The following is a 12,534-nucleotide window of genomic DNA, read 5'->3' on the forward strand; positions in this document are numbered from 1 at the left end:
AAACGATAGGAAGCCAAATGGGCAACCGGAACAAGTACTTATTCATCCGAATACTCGAGGCCTGCAACGCCGACTGCTTCATGTGCGAGTTCGCGCAGTCACGGGACACGTACCGCTTCACCCCGGAGGCGTTCGAGGAGCTGCTTCCGCAGGCCGCGGAGATCGGCGTCCGGGTCGTCCGCTTCACCGGCGGCGAGCCGTTGATGCACCGCGACATCATGGAACTGGTCCGCATGGGCACCGGCTACGGGATGCTGATGTCGTTGATCACCAACGGCCTCCACCTTCCGCGGAGCATCGACGGACTCGCCGCAGCCGGGCTGGCACAGGTCGTTGTGTCCCTCGACGGCGGTTCGGCGGCCACCCACGATCTGTACCGGCGGTCGCCGGGCACCTTTGACGCCGCGGTCCGCGGACTTCGGCGCGCGGTCGAACTCGGGATCGTTTCCAGGGTGAACACTGTCGTAGGCCCTCACAACTACGCCGAAATGCCCCAGCTGCAGCATGTACTGGCCGAACTCAAGGTACAGCAGTGGGAATTGTCGACACTCAAGCTCAGTCGCTCGATCACGTACGGGGACCGAGAGGACGTACTCGCGGTGTGCGAGCCGCTCTACGGACAGGACAGCCCTCTGGTACCCCTGGGCAAGCGCTTCTACGGCGACACCGAGCACGAGCAGGACGCGTTCTTCGAACAGTCGATTCCGCCCCGGGCGTCGGGGCCGCTGTGCCGGGTCACGGAGGATGTCATCTATCTGGACCCCAGGAACGACTCCGTGTTCCCTTGCAGTTGCCTGCCGCACAGGAGAGATGAAGGCAGGGGTGGGCCGACGGTGACCGGTGATGCGCGAGTACTGCTGGACACACCGAGGTTCAGGGGCGAGAGGGAGTACTTCCGGCTGAACGGCCCCTCCGTTTGCCAAGGCTGCTCGGCCACCTCCGCCGGTTACAGCGACGACGTGGCCCGTCACGGCACCGTGCCGTTGTGGCGCTACTGAGGGAAGAGACATGGCGCGAAACACCGGACAACCCGCCCGGACACTGGGCAGTGTCTCGATTCGGGCGCGTGAGCACCCCGATTCCACCGCCGTGCTCACCTGGATCTGCGAACACATCACCGATCTGGACATCACCGGGGAGCCCGGCGGTGATGTCTTCCTCGTCGTCGACGAGCCGGAGACCGCCGCAGAGCACACTGATCACGGCCGGCCCGGCGTTCATGTGGCCACTGGCCCGCCCTTGCCGACGCCGCCGTCCGGCGGAGCCGGTGTGTGGTGCCTTGCCGCTCCCGAGTGGCTCGGGAGCGGGTCGGCCGCGGGGTTGCGGAGCGTGGGATCGGCGATTCCCCGACGCTCCCCGCGGTGGAGGTCCGGCGACGTGGTGCTGGCCCATATCGTCGTCCCGCCGGCAGCGGAAGCCGACCGCGTGGAGTGCCTGACACGCGAAATCCTGGCACTGGCCGCCAGCCTCCCGGCGTCTGTGACGCTGCGCGTCTCGGTGCAGGGCAGCCTGGGCGAGGACTGGGCACCCCGGCTGGCAGCGGCAGCCGAGCGGATCGAGATCACACGGTCCGACGGGAGGCTCGTGCTGGACGGTGTCCGTGCCGCCGCCGTCTCCCCGTCTCCGGTGGCGTTCGGGCAGGCGCAGTACGCACGCGTGCCGATGCTCGCGCTGCCCGCGCTGGACGAGGGCCAGGAGATCGTCGCCGGGGCGGCAAGCCTGCTTGCCGCCCCCCGGGAGGCGGGTGACACACCCCCGGGGCCCCTCTTCGGAACCTCGGTGCTCGCCGGTGACGCGTCTGCCCGCGACATGGACGGACGGGCGTTGCAGCGGGTGGCCCGACAACTCCGGCAGTTGGTGCTGGCCCCGTTGTGATCGTTGTCGACCAGCACGGTCATCGGTATGTGAAGGAGCAGGAATATGTATGTCGAGAACGGCCCCGTGGAACTGCTGCGTCGGCGAGCAGCGGATTCCGCGGACCGAGTGGCCCTGGTCGATGGGGTGGGGAACGCCTTGACCTACGGCGTTTGGCTCGATGAAGCACTGCGGTCCGCGGCCGCCCTGCGGAGCATGGGCCTGCAGCCGCGGGGCCGGGCGGTGCTGGTGTTCTCCAACGCCGACATCCTGGAGTACGCCACAACCTACGTCTCGGTTCTCATACTGACCGCGACCACGTGCCCCGTTCCGGGGACGTACACGGCGCGGGAGGTGGACAGTGCCGTGCGCAACTGCCGGGCCGATCTGGTGCTGCGGCCGGGCTGGCGCTCCGAGGCGTCCGCTGCGGGGGCCCGTCCGCCCACCGTGGACGCCGAGCGAGGGGATTTCCTTGCCCAGATCCTGCTCACCTCCGGCTCGACCGCGGTGCCGAAGGCCGTGGCCGCCACCTACGCCAACCTCGCCCGCGGGCTGACCGGCTCCTACGTTCCGTTACCGCCTACCGAGGAACGGGACCTTTTCGTCCACGCACTGCCGATCGGCGGGAACGCTGCGCAGTCGATGCTCCTCACCTGCCTGACGGCGCCTGAAGAAACACTGGTCCTGCCGAGCTTCGACAGCCGGCGGTTCGTCGACGCCCTGGACGGTTTCCAGGGCGACGCGGGAACGCTGCTCATCCCGGCGATGGCCGCAGCCTTGGTGACCCACTGCCGGCAGAACGGCGTCGAGACGATCGGGAACCTGACGAACCTCGGCCTGACCGGCGGCCGGAGCAGGCCCGGGCTGCTCGGCGCGCTGGCGGAGCTCTGCCCGAACGCCACCATCACCAACTTCTACACCACCACCGAGGCCTGGCCTGCAGGGGTGAGTATCGAGTACGACGGAAAGCGGCCGGAGTCCGTGGGCCGGATCCGGGACGGAAGGGTGCGCGTCGTCTCGGACGAGGGCAGGGACTGCAAACCCCATGAGGTCGGCGCCGTCGAGTTCCTGGTCCCCGGTGAGGAACGGCGGACCTATCTGCGGTCCGGGGACGCTGGGACCGCGGACCGGCCACAGGTTGTCACGGACGACTTGGGGTACCTGGACGACGAGAACTACCTGTACCTGACCGGTCGGCGGACCGACGTGATCGAGACGGGGGGGTACAAGGTGTCCGCGGCTGAGGTCGAGGACGTGGTGTGTGCTCTGCCGTACGTCGCGGACGCCTGCGTCTTCGGCGTTCCGAGTGCCTCCATGGGGTCGGTGGTCGTTCTGGCCGCGGTGTGCGACGAACCCACCGAGCCGGCCCGGCTGCGCCGGGACTGCCGGGAGCGCCTCGAGCCTTCGAAGTGCCCCGCGGTGGTGTTCGTGATGAACGAGCTCCCCCTGAACCACGCAGGAAAACCCGACAAAGAGGCACTCCGCCGCAGAGCCATGGCCAGGCAGGAAGGACCGTCTTCGTCCCATGACGCGCACGATGACCCGCTGGCGGCGCGGCTGTGCCGGCTCTGGGAAGAGGTGCTGGAGCTGGAGCGGGTGGAGTCGGACGACAACTTCTTCCTCATCGGCGGGGACTCTCTGGCAGTCGTGGGACTGCTCAGCCGGGTCGAGGAGGACACTGGCGTCGAGGTCGGTGTCTTGGATTTCCTGGAGAACTCGACGCCCCGTTCCCTTGCCGGGCTCCTCGGAGCCGGTTCGAAGCTCAGGTGACCATGGCGGGGCGCAGGTCACGACAGGCGCCCGGAGTAGTCGATCCGCCGTCGCCCTCTACTGACCCGGATGTACGGGTCAGCGCTGCCACCACCGCTCCGGCCGCCTCCCGGCGATCGCGCATAGACCCCGAACCGGGACCCATCGCCGCTTTCTCGAAACAAACCATCGACGGAATCGACCTGCCTGTCCGGATAGAAAGTGGAAAAGAAATACCGTGAGCAGTTCTCTCGCGCCGCCCATACCTCATCGCTTGGACAGGACAACCGTCCGAGCAGTGCTCTTCGACCTTGACGGCACGCTGTGGGATCCCGAGTCACACATCTTCGCCACTTACGCCGAGGTTTTTCGAGAGCATGGTCATAAACTGACCCGCCGACACTGGGAAAGCATTATCGGCACTGTCGGCTTCGACCTCTGGAGTGAGCTGGAGGAACGTGTTGGACGGTCCCTGGACCGGGCAGGTCTGGAAGACCGGGTTGCCGTGGACGTGGAGAAGAGAACCAGCCTTCTTCAGGCGCGGCCGGGTGTGCGGAATCTTTTGGAGCAGGTGGACTCGGCCGGGCTCGCCCGGTCGATTGTCAGCAACAGCCCGGCCCGGTGGATCACCCGTTGCGTGCGCCAGTGCGGCATCGACACCGGATGGCACGGCATACACAGCCCCGACACGGCAGGAATCCGCGCCAAGCCTGCGCCCGACCTGTACAGCAAAGCCCTGCGAAGGCTCGGGGTGTCTCCCGAGGAGGCCATCGCCTTCGAGGACTCGCCTACGGGGATCCGGGCAGCACGAGCGGCCGGAGTGCACTGCGTGACCGTGCCCAATGAAATGACTGCGGGTTTGGATCTCAGCCACGCCGACCTGCGGGTCGAGTCATTCCGGCATGTTGATCTGGCGCAGATCATCGACAGTCTGCTGGCGCCGGGAAACAACCGTGCCCCACTCGTGCCTGCCACGGGCAGGTGACCGCGGGGGCTCGTCTGTCCGCAGCACCTTGTCCGCCCGCTCGCCGGCGTCTGCACCGAGCTGCCGACGCCGACCGGGAAACAACCGTCGCGCGGATTACCGACAGAAATGACAGCTGTCCGAAAATCGGAACCCGAATCGTCGAGCAGGATGACGCATGTCCACGAAAACAACGCCAGACCAGCACAGGGACGAGTTTCTGCAGGTGCGGTCGGCGGAGACACACGATCAGGCATTTCCAGGAACCTGGGCACAGCAAGCCTTCTGGGACGCCATGAAGGCCCTCGGCGAGGATGACCACCAGTTCAATCTCAGCCAATCGGTCGACATTGGGGGTGACATTTCCGCTGCCGAAGCATTCGAGGCCGTTGCGTGGATGGTCAGGCGCCACGAATCTTTCAGAACGCTTTTTTTCGAAGACTCCGAAGGGAGAGTGACCCAGCAGGTACAGGGCACAGTGGAGGTTCCGGTGCGCGTACTGGAGTCGGACGCCGACGCCGATCAAACGGATGCGGAGACAGAGTGGGTGTCCCGAAGATTCCGACACGTTTCCGAAATACCGCTCAGGGTATGCCTGATAGGCCTTGACGGCGGGCCGAAGAGGCTGGTGCTCAGCATATCGCACATGTGCGCGGACCTGTTCGGAATTCGGATCGCAATCGGGGAGTTGACCGACGTCCTCGGCGGCGCGAATCCCCTCTCCTTTCCCTGTCCCGTACAACCGCGTGAGGTGGCTGAATTCCAGAACTCAGACGAGGGGAAAACTTTTTCGGACCGAGCCGTCGCGTACTGGATCAGGACCCTTCTCGACTTGCCTGCCATGCGCGTCGATCCCGGATTTTCCGATCACAGAGAACCGCGATTCTGGCAGGGACAGCTTTCTTCCGGGAGTCTGCCCCGCGCTCTCACCCTGCTCTCTTCCCGATTCGGCGTCAGCAGTTCCGTTGTGCTGCTTTCCGCAGCTTCCCTGGTACTGGGAGAACTGACAGGGACCACAAGACCGAGCCTCATGCTGATGTGCGGGAACCGAATCAACGCGGCAGACCGCAGGAATGTCAGCCCTCGTGTACTCGAGGGACTCTTCACCGTCAATGTTTCCTGTGACGGCTTCGCTGAACTGCTGAAGAGGACATGGCGTTCCTCGCTCACGTCCTACCGGCATTCCCAGTACAACAAGGTCGACTTGCTGTCGGAGATACAGAGCAGCGGCGCGGACCGCTGCAGACTTCACCGGACGGTGTTCTACAATGACGCGCGCATGGGAGGAAGCGAATCACCGGTCACGGCCGAGTGGCCCACGGACGAGGCTCTCAGGCCCGGCGAGTGCGATGTGCGCGCACTTACAGACAACCGTGGGGAAGAGGACATCGCCCTGCATGTCCACGACGACGGCGACCGGCTGCGTATGACCTTCACCGCGGACACCGAGCTAGTGGGCCCGCAGGCCATTGAAGATTCCCTGCGGGAAATCGAGCGGATCATCCTCCGCGCTGTCAAGCATTGCCGCCGGTCTTGAAAAGCGATGCCTTGATGCCGGCCACTGGGAGAGGTGCGCGCCGCTCAGCAGTGCCTGTACGGGCCGCCTCCCACAAGGCGGAGTCACGGAGTCTGGGAGCCAGCGCGGCGACGCCGGCCAAGCAGTCAGCGCTGTCGCCCGGACTCCGGCGGAAGCGGGCATCGTCGGCGGCGCCGAAGACGCCCTTCACGTCCGCGTCCCCGCCCTTGTGGGAGGGCGGGCCACGACGGGCCGCTGGTTCGCCGGACAGGCCGTCGGCGGAGCGGCACCACCGTGGCTGGGGTCGACGGGTCGAAGCACGCCGGTGAACGCGGCCAGGACGTCGCCGACCGGCCCCGGCGACTCGTTCTCGTCGTTCGGCGTACGTCGGGGCCGCGTCCGTTCCGCGTCTCCGTCGGTCCAACACGGTGGTACCCCCTGCGATGTCCATCCCGGCCGAGGCTTCGGGTCCGTTCCCTCCACCAGCCCGCCGTACCACGTCGCAGGCGTAGCGACCTCGCCGGTGTCGCCCTGCGGCGACGTCCCGATGACAGTCGTACCCGCAGTGCCTCGGCTCCCCGTCCCCCGAGCGATCGCAAGGACTGACATGGAAGTACTCGGCGGCCTGAGACCCACCGAATGGCTGACGCCGAACGCGGGCCTCCGATCGTGCAGGCGGCCTTGGGGCCGGCGGAGCCGGACGGCGTCGAGACGGCGGCCCGGCTCCTGACCGCAGCGGGGGACAACCACGACCGGCCGGGATCCGGAGCCCGGCCTCGCCCGTCTCTGCGGGGCGGTCCAGGTCTCCGCCGGCTCCGGACGGACCGGCCGCACCGCCCCCGGCCCCGGCGGCGACCGCCGGGTCGGCCATGCCCTCCACGCGACCGCACGCGTGTGGGCGCGCCACGCCCCCGCGCGCGGCTCCGCATCGCGTGACGCACAGCCCGAGGTATGTCGAAGAAGGACTCCTCCGCTGCCTCAAACGCTTCATCGCCCGTGAGATCGCACATACCCGGCCAGCACGGATATCCCACGGCGAAAAATCCCGCAGGCCGCCTGGCGGTCCGCGGAATCCCCCGTAATGGATCCACACACCGAAAGGCAGGCCCCCGTATGCCGGCATTGACCCCCGACGATCCGCAGGTCCTGGCCCAAGCTGTCGTCACTGCCTTGACCGTCGACGTTGACCCCCAGGCCCGGGAAGCCAGCATCGCCTTCTGGGAGCGGGGCGTGGCGTACCGGCGAGCGGTTCTGGAGGCCGCGGAGAAAGTCGCGGACGACACGATCTGCCGACTCCTGGCGGCACTGCGGGCGGACCCCACCGATACACACCCCCAACGGGAGCTCACAAACCATCTGCGAGACCTCGCAGCCCTTCGGGACCTCAGCACCGAAGAGTTGTTCGCGCTCGCCTGGCAGGCGGAGTCGAACTCCCGCCTCGGCTACCATCTGGGGCAGCGGTACGGCGGCCCTCCGGCCACCAAGGCAGAGGTCGGCGAGCTGCGCGCGCTGCAGGCCGGCGCCTCCCTCCCCGCCGCAGCAGATCCCCCCGTACTCATCGTGGTGCCATTCCGGGACCGAGGCCCGGGGCTGCGGCTGCGCAACCTGCTGGCCTGCCTGCTGTCCCTGCGCGATCAGTCCGCACCGCGCTCCTCCTACCGGGTCGTGGTGGTCGAGTCTGACGACACCCCGCGCTGGCGTGACGTCATCCTGCCGTACACCGACCACTACCTGTTCGCCCCCAAGAGCGGCACCTTCAACAAGTCGTGGGCGGTCAACGCCGGAGCGGTCAACACCCCCGGCCGCCCGGAGATCATCTGCGTACTGGACGCGGATGTGCTCACCGACCGGGACTTCGTCTCCCGGAACGCCGCCCGCTTCCGCCGGCCCGGCACCATGGGGCACCTCACCTACCGTGACATGTGGTGTCTCGACGAACCCTCGACGTCCTGGGCGATCAGGCAGCGGCTACACGAGCGAGCTCCAGAGGCAGGCAGCGACCACCTCAGGGCATTCGTGCTACGGCGCCCACCGGGCTGCTGTGTGTGGGCGCGTGCAAGCGCGTACCACAGGATCCAGGGCATGGACGAACGCTTTGAGGGCTGGGGCGGAGAGGACAATGATTTCGCCTACCGCATGGATTACCACTCGGCATTCGACCATTACAACGATCCACTGCTACACATGTACCACCCGTCCTCGGCCCTCCTGCGCGAAGACGGGGACACCGTGAACGCGCACATTCCCGCGCTCAGTTGGCGACCCACCGAGCCCATCGGCGACCTCACCCGTTTCGTCGGGACACCGGTGACCTGACGCGGAACTGTGAGGGCCGGGAAGCCATGGGAGGCGGCCCGACCGGAGTACCGCCCCCACATCACGGAAACCCCCGTATCGGCGGCCGTATCACCGGAGAAGCGCCTCTGCGCTGACAGGCGCCGTCTCCTGCCCGGGGTTTCGGCGTGGTTGCGTACGGGCGCCGATGCGGTCCAGGACCGACGGTGGGGCATCGGCGGCCCACTCGCTGATCGCCAGCAGCGACGTCGCACCGGTCAGCACTGCGCAGGCCGCCAGTGCCGGTACGCACACCGGGCTGTAGCGCACCCCACGCGGCTTGCGGAGATCGGGAACCTGCGCCGACCGGACCGGCGGCCCGGTCAGGCCGTCCTCGGCGGCGTCAGGCCGATCGCGGAGTCGGCCAAGGACGGGCGGAATCGGAAAGGACACGACGGAAGGCACGGGCTTCCGTAGGGATCACTGGGCTCGACACCCGCATGGTCCTGGAAGCTCGTGCCTGCTCCGCGTCCGGGCCGCCGCCGGCGCATGTCGGAAAACCCGCCCACGCCACGGCTGCGCCGAAGTTTCGACTCGGCCGAGGAGGACCCGGAACCCGCCCGGAATCCCGACCATGACCACGAGTTCCACCTGGCAACCGGGGGCAATCCTCCCCTCATCCACCGCAAGCCGTCGCTGCTGAACCGTCGCCACCCTCCAGGAGACGCCGACGGAACTCGCCTTCCTGCCCCGGAGCGATACAGCGTTCAGGGCGGCTCCGGTGCCGGGGCAGGAGCCGCCCGACGCCACATCCGACGGCGAGCGCTCTCTCCTCTACGAGTCTCCACGAGTCTCTATGAGGACAGTCCCGCATAGGCGCGCATCGCCGCGCGGTCCTGGGGGAGGCCCCACGCGCGCAGGATCTCCAGGAAGTTCACCCACCGCCACGTGTCCTCGTCGAGCGCGGCCAGTACGCGGACCAGGCGCTGCTGACGGCTGTCCAGGTCCGCGAACTCCGGAAGGCCGGCGGGGCGCTGCGGGCCGAAGGCCAGGTGCAGGGCGGCCGCGGCGACCGCGAAGCCGGCAGGTCCCGCCGTCGCGGCCAGTCCGTCCGTCACCGCGTCCAGGGCCTCGGCCGGGTAGCGGTCGGCGAGCAGGGTGAGGCTCGCCGCGGCGTAGCCGCGCAGGTTGCCTTCGTGGAACAGGATGCCGGGCGGTCCGGGCTCCGGCGGATCCGCCTCGGCGGCGGCCAGTTCGGCGAGCACCTCCGCGCCTACCGTGGCTCCGGCCTCCGTACTGCCCAGGCGTGCCAGGGCGGTTGCCGCCGCCCACCGCACCGCTCGGTCCCCGGCGGCGAGGAACGGCCGCAGCCCGTCGGTCAACGTGGCATCGCCCAGCAGCCCCGCCGCCACCAGCGCCGTGGCCACGACGGCCTGGTCCGTCTCGTGGTCGAGCAGCCGCAGCAGTTGCGGCACCGTGCGGTCGGCCTCCTCGGGAAACCAGGCCACGAGGTAGGCCGTCGCCGCACGGACGGCCGGATCGCCGTCTCCCAGCAGCGCGCACAGGGCCGGCACCTCCTGCCGCACCGCGTCGTAGGCGCCCAACTCGGCGCCCGCGGCCCGCAGGTGCGCATCGAAGTCGAACATCGCGCGCCGCATCTCACGCACGCGCCGCTCGCCCTCGTCGGGCGCCTCCTCCACCCAGGTGTCGTACTCGGCGCGCACCTGCTCCGGGTCCCTCGCCGCGAACTCCGCGATCTTCCGCCGCCACCCGGCCACGTCGACGCCGCCCGGCAGATGGGCATCGTCGTACCCGATGGCCAGCGCCGCCAGCAGTTCCAGGACCTCGTGCCGGTCGGGCAGCGAGACATCGGCCGCCATACGGGCCAGGAACGGCACGGCCGCAGCCGACGCCTCGTAGCGGCTGCCCTGGTGGAAGATGTTGCCGTACAACCCCTGCAGGGCTTTCTGCCGCCCGTCCGCATCCGCCTCGCACAGCGCCCGTAGCTGTCCCGGGACGTCGTCCGCGGCGCCGTAGGCGTGCTCCAGGGCCGCCCAGTCGACCGCGTCCAGCCCGGCCAGAGGATTGTCCTCCGTCGTCACGAGCGGCAATCTCCCATACCGCCCTGACACCCGGTCGTGTCACTGCTCGGTACCGGGTTCAGGCAGGTAGGCGCCGGCCAGGGTGCCGCCGTAGCCGGAGGCGCGGACGGCGGCGGTCCGGCCGGTCCGCCGCCGCTTCCCTGAAGTGGAGGCGGACGCCTCGGGTGGCCCGACGAGCCGTGGGCGCAGCCGCCACGGGGGCGGCGTCGGGTCAGAGGATGCCCAGCTCCCGTAGCACCCGGTGACGGCTCCGCGGGGAAGAGGATGTAGCAGATACCTCCCGTACCGCTTCTGACCTGGCCTTTCTCGTTGTAGCGCTAGTACTCCAGTGCGGTTTCGTGATCTATCCAGTGAGTTGGTCAGTTGACCGTTGTCGGTAGTGGCTGCGGCGGGCTGTTGCTTGGTGGCGTCGGCGCCATGTGGACCAGTGCAGGAGCCTGGCCGCTGTCACGGCCGGGGGGATGAGCGCGACGACGAGTAGGCGGCGGATCTCGGGGACGGTCAGCGTGATCGGGTCGCTGCCGCGGGCGGGGTGGTGGGGATCGATGGGTCGGTCGGGGGCTGCGTCGGCGGCGAGGGCGGTCAGGAAGGCCAGGGCGAGCATGGCGAGTGTGATGTGGCGGTGCCACGAGGTCCAGTTGCGGACCTGGTAGTGATCGAGTCCGACCTGGCCCTTGGCGGCCTGGAAGCACTCCTCGACGCTCCAGCGGACGCCGGCGACCCGGACGAGTTCCGCAAGGGTGACCGCGGCAGGTGACCAGCACAGGTAGAAGGCAAGTTCACCACTGGTGCGGTTGCGGCGGACGAGCAGGTGGCGGTGTCCGTCGGTGCCGATGTGGATCCAGGCCCAGTCGTAGTAGCGCGGGCCCTTCGCGCCGTTGCCTGCGCTGTGCCGCTGCCAGGCGCTGGCGGGCAGGCGTTCGGCGACGGTGTCCGCGCGCATGGTGGTGCGGCCTGAGTTGATCCGTACCCGGGTGGAGCAGGCGACGGCCATGACGTAGCCGGTCCCGCGTGCCTCCAGGGCGGCACGAAGCTGAGGGTCCTGCCCGTAGGCTTCGTCGCCGGTCACCCACGGTGTCTCCACCCCGGCGTCCAGCGCGGTGGCGATCATCTCCCAGGCCAGGCGGGGCTTGGTCTGGAACTGCATAGTCTCGGGTATCCCGGCCGCCTGGCGGCGTCCGGGATCGGAGCACCAGGACTGTTCGGGCAGGTAGAGCCTGCGGTCGATCAGTGTCCGTCCCCGGCTGGTGGCATAGGCGAGGAAGACGCCGACCTGGGAGTTCTCGATGCGCCCGGCGGTGCCGGTGTACTGGCGCTGCACGCCCGCCGAGGCCCGGCCCTTCTTCACGAAGCCGGTCTCGTCCACGATCAGCACCGCGCCCTGGGCGCCGAGGTGTTCGACGGCGTAGGCGCGGATGTCGTCGCGGACGGCGTCGGCGTCCCAGCGGGCGCAGCGCAGCAGCCGCTGCATCGGGCCCGGTCGCGCATGGCCTGCCTGTTCGGCCAGATGCCAGCAGTTCTTCCGCTCGGCATGCGACAGCAGTCCGAGCAGGTAGGCGCGGGCGGTAGCCCGGGGTTCAACTCGGCTGAACCGGCCCGCAATCCGCGCCATGGCCTGCTCGAACATCGCCCGCCATCGGGCGCCGTCTATGCTGTGACCTGCGGCCATCGCACGATCGTCATGAGTCCACACAACCCTTGATGATCACGCGGTGGCCGTTCCAGTTCTCACGCGGATCTGACCCAAGATCGCGAAGTCACACTGGAGTACTAGGTGCGCAGCCAGACATTTTCAAACTGCTACGGCAAGCCGGGCCAGAAGCGGCACCACGAGGCAAAAGCCCGGCTCAGAGGCTTGGACCCGTCCACCACGGACGGGCCCAAGCCGCTCTCCGCGTTGGCTCAGTGCTGCCCCCAGCGCCCCTCATTCCGGTCCGCTCAGGCCCATCGCACTGGTTCGGCGCTGACTCCCGCCCACCGACTGGGACACCGGCGCCCTCCCCGCACCACACTTTTCCACCGAAACAACCACCCATCACAGATGGTGACCGCCTGTCAGAGAAACGGACAATGAG

The 12,534-nt window shown here is 68.4% G+C and carries 9 protein-coding genes; 6 read left to right on the forward strand and 3 right to left on the reverse strand.

Annotated elements, in window-relative coordinates:
* Positions 1-17: 17 nt before the first annotated feature.
* From blsE to ABD358_RS18255, 6 genes are all read left to right on the forward strand, one after another.
* On the forward strand, positions 18-998 hold the full coding sequence (gene blsE / locus ABD358_RS18230) for a cytosylglucuronate decarboxylase (RefSeq protein WP_344632121.1): 981 nt from the start codon (positions 18-20) through the stop codon (positions 996-998).
* A 10-nt stretch (positions 999-1,008) separates the two neighbouring features.
* A complete protein-coding gene (locus ABD358_RS18235; RefSeq protein WP_344632122.1) occupies positions 1,009-1,875 on the forward strand; it encodes a hypothetical protein in 867 nt (288 codons plus the stop codon).
* A 45-nt stretch (positions 1,876-1,920) separates the two neighbouring features.
* Positions 1,921-3,624, forward strand: a complete 1,704-nt coding sequence (locus tag ABD358_RS18240) for an AMP-binding protein (protein WP_344632123.1) — start codon at positions 1,921-1,923, stop codon at positions 3,622-3,624.
* A 277-nt stretch (positions 3,625-3,901) separates the two neighbouring features.
* Complete coding sequence (locus tag ABD358_RS18245) at positions 3,902-4,588, forward strand: HAD family hydrolase (protein ID WP_344632124.1); 687 nt, start codon at positions 3,902-3,904, stop codon at positions 4,586-4,588.
* 157 nt (positions 4,589-4,745) lie between these two features.
* Positions 4,746-6,104, forward strand: a complete 1,359-nt coding sequence (locus ABD358_RS18250) for a condensation domain-containing protein (protein WP_344632125.1) — start codon at positions 4,746-4,748, stop codon at positions 6,102-6,104.
* A 1,092-nt stretch (positions 6,105-7,196) separates the two neighbouring features.
* Positions 7,197-8,399: a glycosyltransferase family 2 protein gene (locus tag ABD358_RS18255; protein WP_344632126.1), complete on the forward strand. Its 1,203-nt coding sequence runs from the start codon at positions 7,197-7,199 to the stop codon at positions 8,397-8,399.
* Positions 8,400-8,489: 90 nt separating this feature from the next.
* Here the strand turns inward: ABD358_RS18255 and ABD358_RS18260 are convergent, their stop codons facing one another.
* From ABD358_RS18260 to ABD358_RS18270, 3 genes are all read right to left on the reverse strand, one after another.
* On the reverse strand, positions 8,490-8,822 hold the full coding sequence (locus ABD358_RS18260) for a transposase family protein (RefSeq protein WP_344632127.1): 333 nt from the start codon (positions 8,820-8,822) through the stop codon (positions 8,490-8,492).
* 389 nt (positions 8,823-9,211) lie between these two features.
* Complete coding sequence (locus ABD358_RS18265; protein ID WP_344632128.1) at positions 9,212-10,459, reverse strand: HEAT repeat domain-containing protein; 1,248 nt, start codon at positions 10,457-10,459, stop codon at positions 9,212-9,214.
* A gap of 343 nt (positions 10,460-10,802) precedes the next feature.
* Positions 10,803-12,128: an IS701 family transposase gene (locus ABD358_RS18270; RefSeq protein ID WP_425576366.1), complete on the reverse strand. Its 1,326-nt coding sequence runs from the start codon at positions 12,126-12,128 to the stop codon at positions 10,803-10,805.
* Positions 12,129-12,534 lie beyond the last annotated feature (406 nt).

Source organism: Streptomyces glaucosporus (assembly GCF_039533345.1).
Taxonomy (GTDB): Bacteria; Actinomycetota; Actinomycetes; order Streptomycetales; family Streptomycetaceae; genus Streptomyces; species Streptomyces glaucosporus.

Excerpts from the sequence above, each read along its gene's own strand:
- blsE (WP_344632121.1), top strand. The coding sequence starts at position 18 with ATGGGCAACCGGAACAAGTACTTATTCATCCGAATACTCGAGGCCTGC.
- ABD358_RS18235 (WP_344632122.1), top strand. The coding sequence starts at position 1,009 with ATGGCGCGAAACACCGGACAACCCGCCCGGACACTGGGCAGTGTCTCG.
- ABD358_RS18240 (WP_344632123.1), top strand. The coding sequence starts at position 1,921 with ATGTATGTCGAGAACGGCCCCGTGGAACTGCTGCGTCGGCGAGCAGCG.
- ABD358_RS18250 (WP_344632125.1), top strand. The coding sequence starts at position 4,746 with ATGTCCACGAAAACAACGCCAGACCAGCACAGGGACGAGTTTCTGCAG.
- ABD358_RS18255 (WP_344632126.1), top strand. The coding sequence starts at position 7,197 with ATGCCGGCATTGACCCCCGACGATCCGCAGGTCCTGGCCCAAGCTGTC.
- ABD358_RS18270 (WP_425576366.1), bottom strand. The coding sequence starts at position 12,128 with ATGGCCGCAGGTCACAGCATAGACGGCGCCCGATGGCGGGCGATGTTC.